The following is a 20,246-nucleotide window of genomic DNA, read 5'->3' as shown; positions in this document are numbered from 1 at the left end:
GAAGCTGACGCGAAGGTCAGCCGCGCAGGCAAGGCTGACGTGGCGTTGCATCCGGGGCCTTCGCGTGCCACAGCGCGGGCGCGACACAGCCCGGAGACCGCGCCATGATCCTGTACCCCGCCATCGACCTCAAGGACGGCCAGGCCGTGCGGCTCCTGCGCGGCGAAATGGACAAGGCGACCGTGTTCAACGACGACCCGGCGGCTCAGGCGCGGGCTTTCGTCGAGGCCGGGACCGAATGGCTCCACCTCGTCGACCTGAACGGGGCCTTCGCGGGCGAACCGGTGAACGCGGCGGCGGTCGAGGCGATCCTCGCGGCCTGCCCGGGAACCCCCGCGCAGCTCGGCGGCGGCATCCGCGACATGAAGACCATCGAGACCTGGATCGAGAAGGGCCTCGCCCGGGTGATCCTCGGCACGGTGGCGGTCGAGAACCCCGATCTCGTCCGCGAGGCCGCAAAGGCGTTCCCCGGCAAGGTCGCGGTCGGTCTCGACGCGCGCGAGGGACGCGTGGCGACGCGCGGCTGGGCCGAGGAGACCGACGTGATGGTCACCGATCTCGCCAAGAGCTTCGAAGACGCGGGCGTGGCCGCGATCATCTATACCGACATCGCCCGCGACGGCGCGATGGCGGGACCGAACGTGGCCGCGACCGAGGATCTCGCGCGCGCCGTGTCGATCCCGGTGATCGCCTCGGGCGGCGTGTCATCGCTCGACGACCTGAGGGCCCTGAAGTCGACCGGCGTCATCGCCGGCGCGATCTCGGGCCGCGCGCTCTATGACGGCGCGATCGACCTTGCTGAGGCGCTGGCGCTGCTTAAGGGCTGACACTAAGCGGCGCCGCATGGTCCCCCGTGCGGCGCCACCTTCATCACCTCGCGACTGCGCCGGGCCTCAAGCTGACCCGTGCGAGCCGGGGATCATTCCCCCGCCGCAGCCTTGGCGAATTTTTCCAGCGCGTTCTCCATCTTTTCGATGGCCTCGAGATCGTCATCGACGGCGAGGTCGTCGAAGGTCTCCTCCGGCTCTTCATAGGCCACGAAGACCTGCCCCGACCCGTCGTCATAGGCGAGGATCTTGAGCGGCAGGTAGAGCCCCGCCAGCGGATCCTCCTGCATCACCGGGGTCCCGAGCTGCGGGTTGCCGAAGATCAGCAGTTGGCTGTCGGCCAAGGTCATGCCTGCCTGCTCGGCCCCGGCCCCGTGATCGACGCGAGCGAAGACGGTCGCCCCGGCCTCGGTGACGGCGGCTTCGAGGCGGTCCATCACCTCGGCGACGGTGCCGGTGGCCTGCATGGTTTCGGTCTCGGCCATGGCGGGGGCCGCGAAGGCGGCGGCTGCGAGACCGGCGAGGATCGTGCGTTTCATGTGAAATGCTCCCTTTGTGCTGCTGCTCAACCAGCGGATGCCGCCTTCCGTTCCGGCACTGGCCCCGCCGCGCCGGGAGGGTTAGAAGGGCCGCGACCGCAGGAGGGCCCTACATGCTCAAGACCCGCATCATTCCCTGTCTCGACGTGGCCGATGGCCGCGTGGTGAAGGGCGTCAATTTCGTCGACCTGCGCGACGCGGGCGATCCGGTGGATGCCGCCCGCGCCTACGACGCGGCGGGCGCCGACGAGCTGTGTTTCCTCGACATCCACGCCACGCACGAGAATCGCGGCACGATGTTCGACCTCGTCCGGCGCACCGCCGAGAGCTGCTATATCCCGCTGACCGTGGGCGGCGGGGTGCGCAGCCATCACGACGTGCGCGCGCTACTGCTCGCCGGCGCCGACAAGGTGAGCTTCAACTCCGCCGCCGTGGCCGACCGCACCGTCGTCACCGAGGCGGCACAGCGCTTCGGCGCGCAGTGCATCGTCGTGGCGATCGATGCCAAGACGGTGGAGCCGGGCCGCTGGGAAATCTTCACCCATGGCGGTCGCAAGCCGACCGGCATCGACGCGGTCGAGTTCGCCACCGACATGGAGCGGCGCGGCGCCGGTGAAATCCTGCTCACCTCGATGGATCGCGACGGCACCCGGGCGGGCTTCAACCTGCCGCTCACCCGCGCCATCTCGGACGCGGTCGACATCCCGGTGATCGCCTCGGGCGGCGTCGGCACGCTCGACCACCTCGTCGAGGGCGTGACCGAAGGCGGGGCCAGCGCGGTCCTTGCCGCCTCGATCTTCCATTTCAGCACCTACACCATCGCCGAGGCCAAGGCGCATATGCAGGCCGCCGGCATACCGATGAGGATGGCATGAGCCTGCACGATCTCGCCGCCACGATTCTCGCCCGCCGCGGCGCCGATCCCGACACCAGTTGGACCGCCAAGCTGCTGTCGAAGGGTCCGGAGAAATGCGCCGAGAAGTTCGGCGAAGAGGCGGTCGAGGCGATCATCGAGGCGGTGAAGGGCGATCGCGAAAAGCTCGCCTCCGAGGCCGCCGACGCGCTCTACCACCTGCTGGTGATGTGCGCGGCGCGCGACGTCACGCTAGACGACATCGAAGCCGAACTGGCCCGACGCGAGGGCCGCTCCGGGCTGGCCGAGAAGGCCGCGCGCCCCCGCTGAATACCATTACCCCGCCGCCGTGCCTCGGCGGCGGGGTTTTTCGTGGCGCGCAGGCTCAGGCGGCCTTGTCGGTCGGGCTCCAGGCGAACTTCTCGAACGGCTTGTCCACCGGCGTGCCGGCAAGGTGGTTGGTGTAGTTCGACATGACCTTCTGGCTGTAGCCCAAGATCACCTCGAGGATGTTGCGCTTGGTGAAGCCCGCATCGAGGAAGGCCTGCACCGAGGCGTCGTCGACATTGCCATGGTTGCGCACCAGCTTCAGCGTGAAGTCACGCAGGGCCTCGAGTCGGGCATTGGGCAGCGGCGTGCCGTCGCGCAGCGCGTTGGTGATCGCGTCGTCCACGCCCATGCTCTTGGCGATACCGGTATGGGCGGGAACGCAGTAATGGCAGGCGTTCTCGACATTGACGGTCTGCCACACGACGGTCAGCTCGTCCTTGTCGAAGCTCGAATTCACGAACAGCTCATGGGTCCGCTGGTAGGCTTCGAGCAGGCCGGGCGCCTCGGCCATGACGGCATGCAGGCCGGGAACCCGGCCAAAGGCCGCGCGCGACTTGGCGAGCAGCGGCTTGCTCTCCTCGGGGGCGGTGTTGTCGTCGTGGAAGGTGAAATCGGTCATCGGGAACTCCGGTCGCTCTGTGGGGGGCATTGATGCCCGGACAGGACGACAGATATCCGATTTGAGTGATCGCTCAACAGCCAAATTGATCGATCACTCAAACTTGAGCGTAAGTCCTTGTGCGGGGCACGGGACATTCGCCTCTTCCTCCCCTATCTTCTGCGCATGATACGAGCCCGACCCTATGACCGCGACGTGGCGCTGGACGCCGCCCTGTCCCTGTTCTGGCGCAAGGGATATCACGCGACGTCCCTCAAGGACCTGGAAGGGGCCTTGCAGATGAAGCCCGGCAGCATCTACGCCGCCTTCGACAGCAAGCACGCGCTCTACTTGTCGGTGCTGGAACGCTATTTCCTGCGGTCGCGCGGCGAGCTGAAGGCGCTGCGCGAGCGACCGGGCCCGATCCTGCAGGGCCTTGCCGATCACCTGCGCGCCGTGGCGCGGCGCGAGGCGGACGACCCGGCCCGTAGCGCCTGCATGCTGGTACGTACGATGCTGGATGCGACGGCGGGTGAGGCCGAGTTGGGCGCCCGCGCGCGTGGCTATCTCGACGCGATCCGGGCCGAGATCGAAGCCGCCTTTCGCAAGGCACAGGAAAACGGTGAATTGACGAAGGCGCAGGACCCTGCCCGTCTGGCCCAGCGCTACCAGTCCAACATGACCGCGCTGCGGATCGAGGCGCATCGTGGTCTCGACGATGCCGCGCTGATCGCCCTGGCCGAGGAAATGGCGCAGGAGGTCGAGGCGCTGCGCCCGAACTGAGCGGCATTCACCCCGATAAAAAAAGCCCGGGCCATGGCCCGGGCTTCAAGGTGTGGAACGAGGGACAGTGAAATGAAGCGCATATGTTCCAGATACGCGCCTCCATGAAACGATCTAACCACGAAAAGGTTCCACGCGAAGACGGCTTCCCCAATTCGTGAACGGGCGGTTAGCAAAGCGAGAGCTAGCCTGCCGTCGTGGCCCGGGCGGCATAGAGCGCCACCGCAGCGGCGTTCGAGACGTTCAGCGACCCAAATCCCCCCGCCGCGTCGATCCGCACCAACGCGTCGCAGGTCTCGCGCGTTCTCTCCCTGAGCCCCGGCCCCTCGGCGCCGAGCACCAGCGCCACGGGGCGGTCGCGGCGCCCCTCGAGCGCCTGCTCGATGCCCTGCTCCGCCTCGCCGGCGAGGCCCAGCACCAGATAGCCCATATCCTTCAGTCGCTGCATGGTGTCGGCAAGGTTCCGGACCCGCAGATAGGGCTGACGCTCCAGCGCGCCGGAGGCGGTCTTGGCCAGCGCGCCCGTCTCTGGGGCGGAATGCCTTTGCACGCCGATCACCGCCCGGGCGCCGAACACCTCGGCCGAGCGCAGGATCGCCCCCACATTGTGTGGGTCGGTGACACGGTCGAGCAGCAGGAGCCGCGGCGGCCCGGCGCGCTCGCCGCCCAGCGCGATATCGTCGAGCGAGCCCCAGTCGAGCGGCTTGACCTCGAGCGCCGCGCCCTGATGCACGGAGTCCGGGTCGATCGGGGCGGCGAATTTGCGCGGATCCGAGATCTCGGGTGTCATGCCACTCTCGGCGATGGCGTCGGCGAGCTTGGCTTCGGCGTTCTTGGTGACGACGAGACGCAGCCGCTCGCGACGCGGGTTCATCAGCGCGTCGCGTACCGCGTGCAGGCCGAACAGCCAGACCGTCTCGGCGGCCGAGGCGCGCTTGGCCTGCTCCTTCTCGATGACCCATTTCGGCTTTTTCATCGCGCTCTCCGCTTGGCTTGGGGCTTCGCCTGATTGCGCTTTCGCGGCCGCGAAGTCCAGCGGCCGCCCCCATGCGCGGCGCCGTCGGGGAAGCCGGATTTTGAGGTTGACGCCTCCGTGGAGCACGCGTATTCCCGCTCTCGCACCGGGTCGAGGCCCGGCTGCGGGCGACGAGCTGCAAGGTGCGGCAGCGGACTGTAACTCCGCCGGGGAGACCCACGCCTGGTTCGATTCCAGGGTCGCCCACCACCCCTCCCCCCTTTTCCAGACGACGGTTTGACCGGCCGATGCACCCCTCATAGGGTCGGCGCAGGGAGACGCGCATGGGTCGGTTCGACATCGTCATCATCGGCCAAGGCGGCCGGATCGAGGCCGAGGCGCTGCTGCTCGCCGCCTCTCTGCGCGCCCGCGCCCCGGGATTCGCGGGCCGGCTCCTCGTGGCCGAGCCGCAGCCCGGACCGCTCTGGCCGGACGATCCGCGGATGAGCGACGACGGCCGCGCCATGCTGCGCGAACTGGGGGCCGAGATCCTGCCCTTCGAGAACCGGCATTTCGGCGCGTCCTACCCGCATGGCAACAAGATCGAGGCGCTCGGCGCCTTGCCTGCCGCCCCCTTCCTGTTTCTCGATAGCGATACGCTGATCCTGAGCGAGATCGGCGACCGGCCGATCGACACCCACCCCCCTGCCGCCTCGATGCGGCGCGAGGGCACATGGCCGGTCGAGGAGGTCTACTGGCCGGGCTACACCGCCAGTTGGCGGTCCCTCTACGACCGTTTCGGGCTCGACTTCGAAAGCTCGCTCGACAGGAACTGGCCCGACGAGTTCTGGAAACGCTACCTCTATTTCAACGCCGGTTGGTTCTGCGGCCCGGATGCGCAGGCCTTCGGCGCACGATTCTTGGATTACGCCGTGCAGATCCGAGACGACCCGCCGGCCGAGGTGGCGCTGCAACCCTTCGACCCATGGCTCGATCAGGTGGCCTTGCCGCTGGTGATCCACGCCCTGGGCGGCGGCCGTCCCGGCCCGGCGCTGGCCGGGCTCGACGGGGCGATCACCTGCCACTACCGCACCTTTCCCCTGCTCTATGCGCGGGAAGATGACGCGGTGGTCGAGACGCTGGAACAGGTGGCGGCGCCGAACCGGCTCAAGAAGCTTCTGAAGCGGCACGAACCGATCCGCCGCATGGTCTATCAAGGCCGCGGCGCCAAGGTCCGGGCCCTGTTCGACCGCAATGCCCTGCCCGCGCAGGAAAAGGAGATCCGAACCATACTGCGTGCGCATGGTTTCTGGATGAGGTGACACCCGAAGGAGGCCGCGATGTTCATCCCCGACATGCTGTTCCAGGATTGGACCGGGATCGCCCGCACCATCGTGGTCGGCGCGCTGGCCTATGCGGGGCTCGTCGCCTTCCTGCGCATTTCCGGCAAGCGGACGCTGGCCAAGCTCAACGCCTTCGACCTCGTGGTTACCGTGGCGCTGGGCTCGACACTGGCGACGATCCTGCTGTCGGAAAGCGTGGCATTGGCCGAGGGACTGGTGGCCTTTGGGCTGCTGATCGGCCTGCAATGGCTGGTCGCGCGCGCCTCGGTCGGCTCCACCCGCTTCGCCCGCATGGTCCGCTCGGAGCCCAGCCTGCTGCTGCGCGACGGCGAGATGCTGCGCGGCGCGATGGCCCGCGAACGCGTCACCGAGGAAGAGCTAGAGGAAGCGATCCGCAATTCCGGCAAAGCCGATCGCACCCAGCTCGCCGCCGTGGTGCTCGAGAGCGACGGCTCCTTCAGCGTGATCGAGGGTCCCGTGCGCGACCTGCCCGGCATGGACAAGTCGCACTAGGTGTCGGGCTTACTCGATGGCCCAGACCATGCTGACCCCGGCCGAGATCTCGACCTCACCTTGGGCGATCGGCACGCCGCCATCCGCGGCCATGCGCATTTCCATCATCGCCGGGCGTGGCCCGAAATCGGCCCCGGTCTCCGAGATCGACAGCACTTCGCCGAGCGTTACCCCCGCCGCCTCGGCATAGGTTGCCGCGCGGGCCTGCGCATCGGCGATGGCGGCCCGCCGCGCCTCGTCATGCGCGCTCGCCCGGTCTTCGAGGGCGAATTCGAGTCCTTCGAGCCGGTTCGCCCCCTCGCCCACCGCGGCGTCGAGCACCGCGCCCAGCCCGTCGAGATCAACCACCCGCAATTCGACCAGCGTGGTGGCGACGAAGCCCTCGGGTTCGGATTGCCCGTCATGCATCCGCGCATAGTCCCGGTCGAGGCTGAGCTGGCCGGTCTGGACGTTCTCTGGCGGGATACCCGCCGCTTCGAGCCGCTCCAGCACCCGCGCCATGGCGGCGTTCATCGCGTCGAGCGCGGCGCGCGCGGTTTCGGCCGTTTCGCTGACGCCGAGCCGCACCCGGGCGATCTCAGGGGCGGCGCGGACATGACCCTCGCCGCGCACGGCAATGCTGCGCTGTTGGGGTGCCGGTGTCTCGACCGGCTGCGCTGCTCCGGCACCGGCCATGCCGGCGAGAAGCGCCGCGGCGAGAATGGTGTGTTTCATGGGGACCTCCCTGGTCTTCATTCCGTTCGGGTCGCAGGGAACGCCCGCGACGAGGGCGACGCAAGAGAGGAGCAGCCATGCGACGATCACAACCTCGGGGTGGCGGGTTGCGCACGCGGAAAGCCGCCGGCAAAATGTCGCCGGTCAGGCGCGTCTGTTTCCGGACCCCGCCAGTGATGCTAAGGCCGATCGCATGACACCCAATTTCGCCCTGTCCCTCTCTCTAGAGGGCCTGAGACTTCTGCATCGCGACGCCGAGGGCTGGACGCTCATCGGCGACGTGCCGCTCGACAGCGCCGATCTCGCGGGCGAACTGGCGGCGCTGCGGGCCCGTGCCCTGGCCCGCGCGCCCGAAGGCATGCGCACCAAGCTGCTGATTCCCGAGGATCAGATTCGCTATCTCGAACTCGAGGGCGAGCAGGACGCGGCAGCCGTGGCGCAGGCGCTGGAGGGCGCGACCCCCTACACCGTCGACGAGCTGGCGATCGATTTCGTGGTGACCCAAGGGCGCACTCATGTCGCCGCCGTGGCGCGCGAGACCCTCGACGAGGCGCTCGCCTTCGCGCGCGAGCACGCGATGGCACCGGTTGCCTTCGCCGCCGTGCCTGAGAACGGGAACTTCCCCGGCGAGCCCTTCTTCGGTGGCGTGCCGGGCCTGGGCGCGCCGGTGGCGCGCGACACCGTGCCGGTGCGGGCCCGCGCCGTGGCGCTGGCCGAAGCACCGGAGCCGGTCCCCGCGCCGCAACCGACGACCGAGCCGCTGCCGACCGATCCGGCTGTCGAGGAGCAGGCCGACAGCGCCCCCGCCGAGGCGCCGGATCAGGAACTTGAGCCTGAACCTGAGATGACCGAGGCACCGGTCGCGGCGCCCGCAGAATCGACCCCCCAACCGGAGGCGGGCCCCTCGGACGTTCAGGAAGATATCCCGGCAACGCAGCCGGATGACGACGGCATGCCTGCCGAGCAGTCCTCCACTTACGAGACGGAGGCTGACAGGGCCCCTGAACCGATCGAGGCTGAGCCAGCGTCAGAGCTTGAGCCAGCGCCGGAGCCGGTGCCACAACCCCTGCCCGAACCGGAGCCGGGCGAGGATGAAGACGACGCCCTGCTCGCTTCTCCGTCCCCTGTCGCGCCCCCCCGCACTGCGTCCCCGGCGGGCGATCAGCCGCGTCCTGCCGCGCCCCCGGCCTCACCGCCCTTGCCGCCGCGCGGTGAGGCTGTTCCGGCCGTGCCATCGGCGGATCGGGAAGCGGCAGAGGCCGCGAAGCGGATCATGCCGCCTGCCATGCCCCGGCCGGGCGCGCCGCCAGCCGCGATGCCCGCCGTCCCACCGGCCGAAACGAGCGCTCGCAAGGAGCCCGAAACGCCGAACGGCGCCGAGGCGCAGGCGCTCGCCGCCGGTGCCGCGCTGAAAACCGCGACGCCGGCAGCGGCCGCGACCGCACCCAACCGTGGCGTCGACCGCGCCAGTGAGCGTGAGCGCATGACGGTGTTCGGCGCCCGCCGCTCCGAGCCGGAGACCCGGCCGGGTCGTGGCGCGCTCATGGCCGGACTGGCCGCGTTGCTGATTCTCGTGTTGCTCGTCGGGCTGTGGCTGCGTGGCAGCGGTGAGGCACCGCAGGCCGGGCTCCTGCGCGATTCCTCTCCGGTCGTGGAGATCGAGCCCGCGGCCGCCGCTGCGCCGGAAACCGCGGATACGCAGGAAATCGAAGCGTCCGCCATGCCCGAGCCGGTGGAGCTGCCGAATTACGACGACTATCCGGAGCCTGAGCCGGTCTCGGCCGCAGCCATCAGCCCGGCCGAGGCCGAGCGGATCTATGCCGCGACCGGTGTCTGGCTGCGGGCCCCGCGCCTGCCGCTGACCCCGCGCGGCGAGACGCTCGAGGCGCCGGTCCCCGCACTGGCCGATCAGGCGCTGACCGGGGACATGCCCCTGATACGGCTCGCCGCCGCTTCGCCCGATGCGGGTCTGCCGGCGCAGAGCGTTCCGCCCCCCGCCGGCAGCGTCTTCGACCGCGACGCGCGCGGCTTTATCGCCGCGACGGTCGAGGGGACTGTGCTGCCGCAGGGCCTGACGGTCTTTAGTGGCCGTCCCGAGATCCTGCCGCCGAACCGCCCCGGCACCGTCGCGCCCGAGCAACCGGCTGAAGCCGAAGCCGAATCCGAAACTGGCACCGACGAAGAGTCTGGCGAGCAGCTGACGATCCTCGTTCCGGAAGTCACCCCGGAGTCCCGCCCGGAGGATCCGGCCCCGAACGCGGGTCCGCCCCCCGTGGTGCCGCCGAATCGCCCGGGCACGCTCGTCCCCGAGGCTGAGGCCGACGCGGAGGAGGATGGCGAGGCGGCTCAGGCCGAGGTTTCGCCCGGCGGCGTGGCGCTCGACGCCCTGCGGCCGACCCGCCGCCCCGAGGATCTCGAACCCGAGCCGCTGGCCGCCTATGAGGGGCCGCGCCCGCCGCTGCGCCCCGAGGGGCTGGCCCCCGACGCCCAGGCGCAAGTGGACGAGGCCGCCGACGCGCAGGCCGAGGCCTTGGCCGAGGCGGTGAGCAGCACCCCCGATGCGCCGCCGGCCCGTGCCTCGGTCGCCGACGCGCTGGCCTCTCTCATGGCCGATGCGCCCGACCCGCTGGCCAATGCCACGGCGCAGGCGGTTCCGACCGCGCGCCGCCCCGATTCCCGGCCGCGCAATTTCGACCGGGTCGTCGCCCAGAGCCGCGCGCGCGTAGCAGCCCCCGCCCCCGCCGCCACGGAGCCCGAAGAGGTGGCCAGCGCCACCGTCGCGCCGGACGGCCCGGTGCCGGGCGGCGTCGCTCGTGCTGCCACCATCGACGACGCGATCAACCTGCGCGACATCAACCTGATCGGCGTCTATGGCCGGCCGGGCGCGCGCCGCGCGCTGGTGCGGATGGCGAATGGCCGTTACCTGCGGGTCGGCATCGGCGACTCGCTCGACGGCGGACGCGTCACCGCGATCGGCGACGACGTCCTGAACTACGTCAAACGCGGTCGTACGCTGGTTCTGCAGATCCCCGACTGATCTCGCGCACATTGCCTTCGCCTGTCCCAGCGGCGATAGCTGGGGCATGCAGGGATTTCTCTTTCAGGCCACGATCTATCTGGGCGCGGCGGTGCTGGCCGTGCCGCTCGCCGCGCGGCTCGGCCTCGGTTCGGTGCTGGGCTACCTCGCCGCCGGGATCATCATCGGCCCGGCCACCGGGCTGGTCGGGGCCGAAACCGAGGATCTCCAGCATTTCGCCGAGTTCGGCGTGGTCATGATGCTGTTCCTGATCGGGCTGGAGCTGGAGCCCCGCGCCCTGTGGAACATGCGACAACGGCTGATCGGTCTAGGCGGCGTGCAGGTGGTGGTGACCACCGGCGCTCTGTTTGCCGCCGGCAGCCTGCTCGGGCTCGATCCGCGCGTCGCGCTGGCCACGGGGCTGATCTTCGCGCTCTCCTCCACCGCCATCGTTCTGCAGACCCTCTCGGAGAAGGGGCTGGTACAGACCCAGGGCGGGCGGTCGGTGTTCTCGGTCCTGCTCACCCAGGACATCGCCGTGATCCCGATGTTGGCGCTGCTGCCCCTGCTGGCGCTGTCGACACATGGCGGCGGGAACGGCCACGAGACCCCGGCCAACCCAGACGCGCCCGGCGTCAAGGAGGTCGAGGCGGCGCGCACGCTGATCGAGAACCTGCCCGGCTGGGCGGTGACGCTGGTGACGCTGGGCGCGGTGGCCGTGGTCGTGCTGGCCGGCATCTACCTGACCCGCCCGGTCTTCCGCTACATCCACCATGCTCGGCTGCGCGAGCTCTATACCGCGCTGGGCCTGTTGATGGTGGTGTCGATCGCGGTGCTGATGGAGCTCGTCGGCCTCTCGCCCGCGCTGGGAACCTTCCTCGCCGGGGTGGTGCTCGCCAACTCCGAGTTCCGCCACGAGTTGGAGAGCGACCTCGAGCCGTTCAAGGGCCTGCTACTGGGGCTGTTCTTCATCACCGTGGGTGCCGGCATCGACTTCGGCGTGCTCCTAGACAGCCCGATGCGGATCGTGGCGCTCACTCTGGGCGTGATCACGATCAAGGGCGGGGTGCTCTACCTGCTGGCACGGCTGGCGCGAATGCACACGCGCGACCGCTGGCTATTCACACTGGCGCTCGCGCAGGCGGGCGAGTTCGGCTTCGTGCTGTCGTCTTTCTCGCTGCAACAGGGCGTCCTGGCGCAATCCGAGGCCGAAGTTATCCGGCTGGTGATCGGCCTGTCGATGCTGGTCACGCCGCTGCTTTTCATCCTCTACGAACAGCTCGTCAAACGCGCCGAGAAGGCACCAGATCTCGACCCGGACGAAATCGACCGCAAGGCGCCGGTGATCATCGCTGGGATCGGCCGCTTCGGGCAGGTGGTGAGCCGTCTGGTACAAGGCGCGGGCATCGACACGGTGGTGCTCGACCACGACATGGAGATGGTCGACACGATGCGTCGTTTCGGCTTCTCCGGCTTCTTCGGGGACCCGACCCGGCCGGATATCCTCCATGCCGCCGGGCTGGAGACGGCGAAGGTGCTGGTGGTGGCGCTCGACGACCGGCATGCCGCGCTCAAGCTCGTCCGCCACGCCCGCGCGCAACGACCGGACCTGCACATCGTCGCCCGGGCCTTCGACCGCGAGCATGTCTACCAGCTGTTCCAGGCGGGCGCGAACGACATCGTCCGGGAGATGTTCGATTCGAGCCTGCGGGCCGGGCGCTATGTGCTCGAGAATATCGGCCTGTCGAAATTCGAGGCCTCGGAGATCGAGATCGCCTTCTACCAGCAGGACCGGGCCGGGGTGCGCGAACTGGCGCAGCTGTGGAAGCCCGGCATCCCGGTCGCGCAGAACGCGGAATACGTGAAACGCGCGCGTGAGTTGAACAAGGATCTGGAGACCATGATCCTCGAGCGGCTGCACCCGCAGGGCGACGCCGCCGAGACCGGCGACGTCGTGGGCTACCGCAGCAAGGATCGCAGCTGATCAGCCGTCGCTGACCCCGGCCTCGGCAAAGCTCGCCATGCCGGAATGGCAGGCGATCGCGCCCTTGAGCACGCCGATCGCCAGCGTCGCGCCCGACGCCTCGCCGAGCCGAAGCCCGAGCGAGAGCAAGGGGCTCTTGCCCAGCGCATCGATCAGGCGCGCATGTGCCGCCTCGGCGCCCTGGTGCCCGGCCACGGCGTGGTCGAGCGCCCCGGGCGCGGCACGGTGCAGCACCAGCGCGGCGGCGCAACAGATGAAGCCGTCGAGGATCACCGGGATGCGGTGATGCCGCGCGGCCAGGATCGCGCCTGCCATCGCCGCGATCTCGCGCCCGCCCAGCTGGCGGAGCACCTCCAGCGGGTCCTTCTCACCGGCGATCCGGGCCACGCCCTGCGCCACGGCCTCGGTCTTGCGCGCGAGACCGGCATCGTCAACCCCCGTGCCCCGGCCGGTCCAGTCCTCGGCCCGGCCCCCTTCGAGCGCATGAGCGATCGCCGCGGCCGAACAGGTATTGCCGATCCCCATCTCGCCCGCGACGAAGAGGTCGGCCTCGGGATCGACCGCGTTCCAGCCGATGGCCAGCGCGTCCACCAGCTCGGCCTCGCTCATCGCCGGGCCCTCGACGAAATCGCCGGTCGGCCGGTCGAGGTCGATGGGATGGGCGGTCATGCGCGCGCCGAAGGCTTGGGCGAGTTGGTTCACCGCCGCGCCGCCGGCCTCGAAATTGCCGACCATCTGCGCGGTCACCGCTGCCGGAAAGGCCGAGACGCCGCGCGCCACGACGCCGTGATTGCCGGCGAAGACCGCAACCTGCGGCCGCTCCATGCGGGGCCGGGCATCGCCGCGCCAGCCGGCATACCAGATCGCCAGCTCCTCGAGCCGCCCTAGCGCCCCGGCGGGCTTGGTCAATTGGGCGTCACGCGCCTCTGCCGCGGCGATCGCCGCGGTATCGGGACCGGGCCGTTCGGCCAGCAGGACGCGGAAGGTGGACAGGTCGTCGAAAGGGGCGGTCATGCGGCATCCTCGTTGCATCCCGGTTTGTCCGTGCCTAACCGGTGTCGGCGAAGTTTGGAAAGAGGTTCCCGATGCTCCTGCCCCTGCGTGCAGCCCTAGGCCTGCTGACCCGCTTCCCCGTGCAGCCGGCGCCGCTCCGGCCCGAAGGGGTGTGGGCGTTCGGGCTGGCGGGGCTGGCGGTGGGCGGGCTCGCGGCGGCGCTCTACTGGCTGGCGCTGGCCGTGGGGCTGCCGACGGGACCGGCCGCGGCGCTGGCGCTGGCGGCGCAGGTGCTGCTGACCGGCGGTCTGCACGAGGACGGGCTGGCCGATTGCGCCGACGGGCTGTGGGGCGGGTTCGAGCGGGCCGGTCGGCTCGAGATCATGCGCGACAGCCGGGTCGGCAGCTACGGCGTGCTCGGGATCGGGCTGACGCTGCTGTTGCGCTGGTCGACGCTCGTGGTCGCGGGCCCGCTGGGGCTGGTGGCCGCTGCCGTGCTGAGCCGCGCGGCGATGATCTGGCCAATGCACTGGCTGCCGCATGCGCGCGAGGACGGGCTGGCGCGTCTGGCCGGACGCCCCTCGATGCGCGCCACCGGCCTCGCCTTCGGCTTGGCGGCGCTGCTGGCCCTGCCCTTTGCCGGCTGGGGCCTGCTGGTCGCTCTCCCGCTCGCGGCAATGGCGGCGCTGGCCTGCAGCTGCATCGCCAAGACCAAGATCGGCGGGCAGACCGGCGACGTGCTCGGCGCGACCCAGCAGATGGCCGAGATCGCGGTGCTGCTCGGCCTCGCGGCGCTGGTCTAGCGCGCGCAGTCCAGCGCCGGCCCGAAGCCTTCGGGCTCCAGCGGGCCGATCTCGCGCGCGGTGAGCGCACCATCGATCAGGCGCACCGCCATCGCCCTTTGCCATCCCGCATCGGCGAGAACCAGTTCGGTCCCTTCGCCGCAATCGCGGATACCGCCCTCGATCCGGGGCACGCCGAATCGGTGATTGGTCAGCCCCTCGAGCGCGGCGACCTGCTTGAGCACGCCATCCTGCATCCGCCAGACCCGCAGCACCCGCGCCAGATGCGGTCGGTCGACATAGGCCAGCTCGACCCGGCCGTCGCCATCGAGATCGGCGGGCGGCATGGGGGCGAGCCAGCGATGCGGCGTGCCGATGAACGGCGTGGCGGCAATGAGCCCCTCGGGACCGTAGACCGAAAGCCGCGCCCCCTGCGCCGTGTCGGTCTCCACCACCACGGCATCCAGCCCGCCATCGCCGTCGACATCCGCGAGGCGCGGCGCGAGATCCTCGAACACCCGGTGCTCCGGCAGGCGGACGACGCGCGTCGCGCCGTCCGGGGTCACCATCTCTAGCGCGCCCCACTCCTCGGTCTCGCCGAACACGCCATGCGCATAGCGCGTGGTCGGTTCGGCGAATCGCGCCTCGGCCAGCCCCTGCGCCGCCGCGGGACCGGCCAGCGCCGCGCCCAGAAGTAGCCCTGCCAGAGCCTGCTGCATCAGATCTGCCGCTCGGGCATCCGCACCACCAGCCCATCGAGCGCGTCCGACACCTTGAGCTGGCAGGTCAGGCGCGAGGTCTCGGCATCCGGCTCGTAGGCGAATTCGAGCATGTCCTCTTCCATCGGGTCCTTCTCGGGCAGCTTCGCCACCCAGCCCGCATCGACATAGACATGGCAGGTCGAACAGGCGCAGGCGCCGCCGCAATCGGCCTCGATGCCGGGGATACCGTTGTCCCGCGCGCCCTCCATGACGGTGAGGCCGTTGGCCACGTCGACGACATGCTCGGTGCCGTCATGCTCGATATAGGTGATCTTCGCCATCTGCGGCTCCTCTGTCGCGTTGCGCCGCCCTGTCTAGGCGAGCGATGGCGCGCCCGCCAGAGCCGCGAGGCGCCGCTCCGCCAGATGTGTTGCGGCACGCGCGCCACGCGCCGCCGCTGCCGCGCCCGGCGGCTTCCGGCAGCGGCCCGCGCGGTCTAGGGTCGGCCCGACAACCATCCCGGTGCCCGATGTTCCGCCTGCTCCTCGCCCTCCCCCTCGCCGCCTGCGCCGTCACCCTGCCACAGGTGCCGGCCTTCATGGCGGCCGAGATCGAGACCCGCGAGAATGGGCGCTGCTATGGCCGCGACATCACCCCCGCCGTTCTCGAGACAGTACAGGAACAGCTGCGCGAGCCGGGAGACGGCCCGGCCCGCTATCGCAGCGTGACGCGACAGCGAATCGTTCAGGAGCGCCGCGAGGTCGCGTTCGAGACGCTCTGCCCGCCCGCCTTCACGCCCAGCTTCGTCGAGACGCTGCAACGCGCGCTGGTGACGCGCGGCTTCCATCCCGGCCCGGTGACCGGGCAACTGGATCAACGCAGTTTCGACGCGGTGCGCGCCTTCCAGCGGGCCACCGGCGGCCCCGACAGCCCGGTGCTGTCGCTGGCCTCGGCGCAGCGGCTCGGCATCGTCGCGCTGACGCCCGAACAGCTCGAGATCATGAACCGGCGCTGAGCACGAAAAAGGGCGCCCGAAGGCGCCCTTTCGTTGCTGCTTTTGCAACGGAGATCACTCGGTCTCGCCGAGCCCCAGCGCCACGAAGCGCGGATCGCCGGCGCGACGCACCAGCAGCAGCAGCGACTTGCGCCCAGCTTCGCGGGCTTCTTCGACGCGGGCCTCGAAATCGGCGATCGAGGCGACCGGCTGCTGGCCGGCCTCGGTGATCACGTCACCCGCGGCGATACCCTTTTCAGCGGCATCAGAAGCCGGATCCACGTCGGTCACGACCAGACCTTCGGCGTCCTCGGCCAGCTCGAGCTGCTGGCGCAGTTCGGGCGTCAACTCCGACAGGTTCAGGCCGAACATCTCGGTCTCGGCGGCGTCGCCCGAACCATTGGCCGATGCCGGTACCGCGGCCTCGGCATCCTCGCGGCGGCCCAACGTCACGGTGAGCTCGACCGTCTCGCCGTTGCGCAGCACCGTCACCGGCACCGCCTCGCCCACCGGGGCGCGGCCGACCATGCGCACGAGGTCACGGGTGTCCGGAACCTCCTTGCCGTCGAAGTTGACGATCACGTCGCCCGCTTCCATGCCGGCCTCCATCGCCGGGCCCTCGGGCACGTCGGTGACCAGCGCACCGGCGGCGCCTTCCAGCCCCTCGATCGCCTCGACCATGTCGGGGGTCACGTCCTGGATCCGCACGCCGAGCCAGCCGCGCCGGGTCTCGCCATACTCGCGCAGCTGGTCGACCACCTCGGTCACCACGTCGGAGGACATGGCGAAGCCGATGCCGATCGAGCCGCCATTGGGCGACAGGATCGCGGTGTTCACGCCGATCACTTCGCCGGACATGTTGAACAGCGGGCCACCCGAGTTGCCGCGGTTGATCGCCGCGTCGGTCTGGATGTAGTCGTCATAGGTCCCCGACAGCGCGCGGCCGCGGGCCGAGACGATACCGGCCGAGACCGAGAAGCCCTGCCCCAGCGGGTTGCCCATGGCCATGACCCAATCGCCGACGCGAGCCCCCTCCGCGGTGCTGTCGCCGAACTCGACATAGGGCAGCTCATCGCCCTCGACCTTGAGCAGGGCGATGTCGGTCGAGGCGTCGGTGCCCACCACTTCGGCCTCGAGCACCTTGCCCGAGAAGAACTCGATGTTGATCTCGTCGGCGCCCTCGATCACGTGGTTGTTGGTCACGACATAGCCGTCGGCCGAAATCACGAAGCCCGAGCCGAGCGCCGAGGAGCGACGCGGCGCGCTGTCGCCACGCTCCTGGAAGTCGCGGAAGAACTCCTCGAAGGGCGAGCCCTCGGGGACCATGCCCTGCGGCCCGGTCGGCGCCGAGACCATGGTCGAGGTGGTGATGTTGACCACGGCCGGGCTGACCTGCTCGGCCAGATCGGCGAAGGTCAACGGACGCGTCGCGTCCGGCGCGTCGGCGGTGGTCCGCGGCTCGGCTTCCGGGGTGACGGCGGTGTCCTGGGCCGCGAGCGGGGCCACCTGACCCAGCCCCAGCGCGGCGCCCAGGGCCAGCACCGAGACGGCGCGGAATGGTGACTTGAAGTTGGTCTTGGCGTTCACGGGCACACTCCTGTTTGGTCCTGTGCTGCGGAGCGCGACGCAAGGGCCGCTCCGGTCGGCGCAGACCATCAACCTAAGTTGCGCGGGCCGCAACTCAAGCCCCGTCGCGGCGCGTCAAAGCGGTGTGAAAGGTTGTAACACCCGCCCACCCCGCTCGGCTCAGCCGCTCATCGCCCGGACGATCCACAGCAACGCGACGCCGATCGCCAGCGTCGTCAGCCCGGCGAGCCGCCGCGCCTCTGGCGGCATGTCGCGCAGGCTGTCGAGCATCCTCATCAACGCCGAAGGGGCCAGCGCCCAGGCCAGCCCCTCGATCACCAGAACCAGGCCTGGGCCCAGCAGGATCGGCGTCACTGCGTCGCCGTCTCGGCTTCGACCCCGGCCTCGGCCTCATCCCCGGGCAGGATCACCCGCGGACGCAGCGTCTCGGCCTGGCCTTCGGCGGCCGCGTCGGCCTCGGCCTGCGCATCGATCTCTCCCTCTTCGGTCGAGAAGGTCACGGTGCCGTCCTCGCCCTGCCGCACCTGCAGGCTGTCGAGGCGGATCGCCCCCGCCCCGGCCGCGTCGGCGCCTTCGCCCTGCGAGGTCTCGTTGGTGCGAGGCCGCGCCGGAGCGGGGCTCACCCCCTCGGGCAGATCGTCGTCGTAGAGGTAGTCGAAGAAAGCGCTGTCGGGGGTCATCACCAGTTGCGAATTCGATCCCTGCAGCGCCCGCTCATAGGCCTGCAGCGAGCGGTAGAAGTCGAAGAACTCGGGGTCCGCCCCATAGGCCCCGGCAAAGATCGCGTTGGCTTCGGCATCGGCCTCGCCTCGGGTCACCTGCGCCTCGCGCTCGGCTTCCGACAGGGTCTCGATCACGGTCCGGTCGGCCAGCGCGCGCACGCGCTGCGCGGCCTCGTTACCGCGGGCGATCTCGTCGGCGGCCTCGCGTTCACGCTCGGCACGCATCCGCGCGAAGGTCGCGTCGAGGTTCTGGCTCGGCAGGTTGGTCTGCTTGAGCCGCACGTCGACCACGTCGATCCCGAGGCCCTGCGCCGAACGCTGCGCCTGCTCGCGAATCCGGTTCATCAGCTCGCGCCGATCCGAGGAGAGGATCGTATCCGAGGTCACCTGATCGGCACCGAGCACTTCGCGGATCTGCGCATTGAGGATCGAGCTCAGCCGATCCTCGGCGGCGCGCACGCCACCGACGCCGACGGCCTGCCGGAACTGCACCACATCGCTGATGCGGTAGCGTGCGAAGGCGTCGACCACGAGGCGGCGGTCGTCCGAGGGGGTCACCTCGATCGTGTCGGTATCGAGCGACAGGATCCGGTCGTCATAGGTCACGACCTCCTGAATCAGCGGGATCTTGAGCCCGAGACCGGGCTCTTCCTTGACCTGACGGATCTGGCCGAACTGCAGCACCAGCGCCTTTTCGCGTTCGTCGACGACGTAGATCGAGGAGAGCGCCACGGCGACGGCGATGACGACGGCGGGCAGCGCGATTGCGGTGGTCTTCATATCAGTTCCCCTGCCCGGTGTTGCCGTCGGACGCGGCCGCGCCCTGCTGCGACTGGCCCCTGTCGCGGCCCAGCTCGTTCAGCGGCAGGAACGGCACGATGCCGGTGCCGCCATTTCCGCCAGTCATGAGCGACGGGTCGAGCACCATCTTGTCGACGTCGCCCAGCACCCGCTCCATCGACTCGAGATAGAGGCGGCGGCGCGTCACTTCCGGCGCTTGGGCGTATTCGTCCTGCACCGCCGAGAAGCGGCTGGCCTGACCCAGAGCGTCGTTGATGATCTGCGCGCGGTAGCCTTCGGCCTGCTCGATGGTCTGAGCGGCCTCACCGCGGGCTTCGGCGAGCACCCGGTTGGCATAGGCGTCGGCCTGACGCTGCAGGCGGTCGCGCTCCTGCTCGGCGGCCTGCACGTCGCGGAAAGCGTCGATCACCTCCGAGGGCGGGTCGGCGCGGTCGAGGTTGACCCGGACGATGTTGATGCCGCTCTCATAGGCGTCGAGCGTCGCCTGGATCGACTCCATCGCGGTGTCGGCGATCACGCCCCGGTCGCGGTTGAGGATCGGCGCCAGGTTCGAGGCGGCAATGATCTCGCGCATCACCGATTCAGACACCGCCTGCACGGTCAACTGCGGGTCGCGAATGTTGAACAGGAAACGCGCCGGATCCGAGACGTTCCACACCACCTGGAAGCCGATATCGACGATGTTGGCGTCAGTGGTCAGCATGAGACCGTCATTGTCGCGGCCGATGCCGATGTTCTCGGTCCGCTCGGAGGTCACGTTGACCACCTCATGGGTGACCAGCGGCCAGGGCGCGAAGTTCAGACCGGGGCTGCCGGTCGAGGAGTAGGAACCGAGGAACAGTTCGACAGACTGCTCTTCCGGGCGCACGGTGTAGAACGACATCACGCCCCACAGCACCAACGCGCCGGCGGCGACGAGACCGATCGTGCCGCGCGACATGCGGAAATTCGGGCCGCCATTGCCGCCCGATCCGTTGCCGCGACCGCCCCCGCCGCCCATCAGCACGCGCAGCTGCTCGCGGCCCTTGTTCATCAGTTCGTCGATCTGCGGCGGCTCGCCGGGACGGCGCGGCCGCTGCGGGCCACCGGGCCGCCTGTCGTCATCCCCGCCGCCGGGACCGCGCCCGCCTCCGCCGCCGCCCCAGGGGCCGCCGTTGTTTCCAGCCATGAAGCCACTGTTCCCTTGTTGGTTTCCCCCGCGCCGGTTTTAC

21 protein-coding genes and 1 tRNA gene are annotated in these 20,246 nt (G+C 69.9%); 11 read left to right on the top strand and 11 right to left on the bottom strand.

Going from position 1 to position 20,246, the window contains the following annotated elements; all coding sequences use genetic code 11:
- Positions 1-104 precede the first annotated feature (104 nt).
- Positions 105-827 carry a 1-(5-phosphoribosyl)-5-[(5-phosphoribosylamino)methylideneamino]imidazole-4-carboxamide isomerase gene (hisA, locus tag FHS00_RS08415; protein WP_183471795.1) on the top strand — a complete coding sequence of 241 codons (723 nt, stop codon included), beginning with the start codon at positions 105-107 and terminating at the stop codon, positions 825-827.
- A gap of 92 nt (positions 828-919) precedes the next feature.
- Here the strand turns inward: hisA and FHS00_RS08410 are convergent, their stop codons facing one another.
- Positions 920-1,366 carry a DUF302 domain-containing protein gene (locus FHS00_RS08410; RefSeq protein WP_183471793.1) on the bottom strand — a complete coding sequence of 149 codons (447 nt, stop codon included), beginning with the start codon at positions 1,364-1,366 and terminating at the stop codon, positions 920-922.
- Between the two features lie 113 nt (positions 1,367-1,479).
- Between FHS00_RS08410 and hisF the strand changes: the two genes are divergently transcribed.
- Positions 1,480-2,241 (top strand): imidazole glycerol phosphate synthase subunit HisF, encoded by a 762-nt coding sequence (hisF, locus tag FHS00_RS08405; RefSeq protein WP_183471791.1) that lies wholly within the window; start codon positions 1,480-1,482, stop codon positions 2,239-2,241.
- A complete protein-coding gene (locus tag FHS00_RS08400) occupies positions 2,238-2,549 on the top strand; it encodes a phosphoribosyl-ATP diphosphatase (protein WP_183471789.1) in 312 nt (103 codons plus the stop codon). The genes hisF and FHS00_RS08400 overlap by 4 nt, the downstream gene beginning before the upstream one ends.
- A gap of 55 nt (positions 2,550-2,604) precedes the next feature.
- On the opposite strand, the gene FHS00_RS08395 is transcribed toward FHS00_RS08400, so the two are convergent.
- Entirely contained in the window at positions 2,605-3,168 is a 564-nt protein-coding gene (locus FHS00_RS08395; protein WP_183471787.1) for a carboxymuconolactone decarboxylase family protein, read from the bottom strand.
- Between the two features lie 165 nt (positions 3,169-3,333).
- Between FHS00_RS08395 and FHS00_RS08390 the strand changes: the two genes are divergently transcribed.
- The gene (locus FHS00_RS08390; protein ID WP_183471785.1) at positions 3,334-3,930 is read left to right on the top strand and encodes a TetR/AcrR family transcriptional regulator; all 597 of its coding nucleotides are present in this window, start codon (positions 3,334-3,336) and stop codon (positions 3,928-3,930) included.
- 184 nt (positions 3,931-4,114) lie between these two features.
- Here FHS00_RS08390 and rlmB read toward each other — a convergent pair whose 3' ends face one another.
- Positions 4,115-4,906 (bottom strand): 23S rRNA (guanosine(2251)-2'-O)-methyltransferase RlmB, encoded by a 792-nt coding sequence (gene rlmB, locus FHS00_RS08385; protein ID WP_183471783.1) that lies wholly within the window; start codon positions 4,904-4,906, stop codon positions 4,115-4,117.
- Positions 4,907-5,071: 165 nt separating this feature from the next.
- Between rlmB and FHS00_RS08380 the strand changes: the two genes are divergently transcribed.
- The 3 genes from FHS00_RS08380 to FHS00_RS08370 all read left to right on the top strand — a co-directional run bounded on the left by FHS00_RS08380 (position 5,072) and on the right by FHS00_RS08370 (position 6,741).
- Positions 5,072-5,155: transfer RNA gene (locus FHS00_RS08380), tRNA-Tyr, on the top strand.
- Between the two features lie 74 nt (positions 5,156-5,229).
- Complete coding sequence (locus FHS00_RS08375; RefSeq protein ID WP_183471781.1) at positions 5,230-6,207, top strand: hypothetical protein; 978 nt, start codon at positions 5,230-5,232, stop codon at positions 6,205-6,207.
- Between the two features lie 18 nt (positions 6,208-6,225).
- Positions 6,226-6,741, top strand: coding sequence for a DUF421 domain-containing protein (locus FHS00_RS08370; RefSeq protein WP_221188764.1), 516 nt, complete (start codon positions 6,226-6,228; stop codon positions 6,739-6,741).
- A gap of 9 nt (positions 6,742-6,750) precedes the next feature.
- On the opposite strand, the gene FHS00_RS08365 is transcribed toward FHS00_RS08370, so the two are convergent.
- Positions 6,751-7,455 (bottom strand): SIMPL domain-containing protein, encoded by a 705-nt coding sequence (locus FHS00_RS08365; protein WP_183471779.1) that lies wholly within the window; start codon positions 7,453-7,455, stop codon positions 6,751-6,753.
- Between the two features lie 193 nt (positions 7,456-7,648).
- Between FHS00_RS08365 and FHS00_RS08360 the strand changes: the two genes are divergently transcribed.
- A complete protein-coding gene (locus FHS00_RS08360) occupies positions 7,649-10,492 on the top strand; it encodes a hypothetical protein (RefSeq protein ID WP_183471777.1) in 2,844 nt (947 codons plus the stop codon).
- Between the two features lie 46 nt (positions 10,493-10,538).
- Positions 10,539-12,455, top strand: a complete 1,917-nt coding sequence (locus FHS00_RS08355; RefSeq protein ID WP_183471775.1) for a monovalent cation:proton antiporter-2 (CPA2) family protein — start codon at positions 10,539-10,541, stop codon at positions 12,453-12,455.
- Here FHS00_RS08355 and cobT read toward each other — a convergent pair whose 3' ends face one another.
- Positions 12,456-13,469 carry a nicotinate-nucleotide--dimethylbenzimidazole phosphoribosyltransferase gene (gene cobT, locus FHS00_RS08350; protein WP_183471773.1) on the bottom strand — a complete coding sequence of 338 codons (1,014 nt, stop codon included), beginning with the start codon at positions 13,467-13,469 and terminating at the stop codon, positions 12,456-12,458.
- A 71-nt stretch (positions 13,470-13,540) separates the two neighbouring features.
- On the opposite strand from cobT, the gene FHS00_RS08345 reads away from it, so the two are divergent.
- Positions 13,541-14,251: an adenosylcobinamide-GDP ribazoletransferase gene (locus tag FHS00_RS08345; protein WP_183471771.1), complete on the top strand. Its 711-nt coding sequence runs from the start codon at positions 13,541-13,543 to the stop codon at positions 14,249-14,251.
- Here FHS00_RS08345 and FHS00_RS08340 read toward each other — a convergent pair.
- Positions 14,248-14,949 (bottom strand): FG-GAP repeat domain-containing protein, encoded by a 702-nt coding sequence (locus FHS00_RS08340; RefSeq protein WP_183471769.1) that lies wholly within the window; start codon positions 14,947-14,949, stop codon positions 14,248-14,250. The two genes, FHS00_RS08345 and FHS00_RS08340, sit on opposite strands and share 4 nt — an antisense overlap.
- Positions 14,949-15,272 (bottom strand): 2Fe-2S iron-sulfur cluster-binding protein, encoded by a 324-nt coding sequence (locus FHS00_RS08335; protein WP_183471767.1) that lies wholly within the window; start codon positions 15,270-15,272, stop codon positions 14,949-14,951. Before FHS00_RS08335 ends, FHS00_RS08340 begins: the two co-directional genes overlap by 1 nt.
- 188 nt (positions 15,273-15,460) lie before the next feature.
- Here FHS00_RS08335 and FHS00_RS08330 point away from each other — a divergent pair, with 188 nt between their 5' ends.
- On the top strand, positions 15,461-15,946 hold the full coding sequence (locus FHS00_RS08330; RefSeq protein WP_183471765.1) for a peptidoglycan-binding domain-containing protein: 486 nt from the start codon (positions 15,461-15,463) through the stop codon (positions 15,944-15,946).
- A gap of 54 nt (positions 15,947-16,000) precedes the next feature.
- On the opposite strand, the gene FHS00_RS08325 is transcribed toward FHS00_RS08330, so the two are convergent.
- The 4 genes from FHS00_RS08325 to hflK all read right to left on the bottom strand — a co-directional run bounded on the left by FHS00_RS08325 (position 16,001) and on the right by hflK (position 20,203).
- Positions 16,001-17,512: a Do family serine endopeptidase gene (locus FHS00_RS08325; RefSeq protein ID WP_183471763.1), complete on the bottom strand. Its 1,512-nt coding sequence runs from the start codon at positions 17,510-17,512 to the stop codon at positions 16,001-16,003.
- A gap of 159 nt (positions 17,513-17,671) precedes the next feature.
- Positions 17,672-17,866, bottom strand: a complete 195-nt coding sequence (locus tag FHS00_RS08320; protein ID WP_183471761.1) for a DUF2065 family protein — start codon at positions 17,864-17,866, stop codon at positions 17,672-17,674.
- A complete protein-coding gene (gene hflC, locus FHS00_RS08315; protein ID WP_183471759.1) occupies positions 17,863-19,014 on the bottom strand; it encodes a protease modulator HflC in 1,152 nt (383 codons plus the stop codon). Before hflC ends, FHS00_RS08320 begins: the two co-directional genes overlap by 4 nt.
- A 1-nt stretch (position 19,015) precedes the next feature.
- Entirely contained in the window at positions 19,016-20,203 is a 1,188-nt protein-coding gene (gene hflK / locus FHS00_RS08310; protein ID WP_183471757.1) for an FtsH protease activity modulator HflK, read from the bottom strand.
- Positions 20,204-20,246: the final 43 nt, after the last annotated feature.

Origin of the sequence: Limimaricola variabilis (assembly GCF_014195545.1) — a bacterium.
Classification (GTDB): domain Bacteria; phylum Pseudomonadota; class Alphaproteobacteria; order Rhodobacterales; family Rhodobacteraceae; genus Limimaricola; species Limimaricola variabilis.
This window is presented reverse-complemented; position numbering and strand designations above follow the sequence as displayed.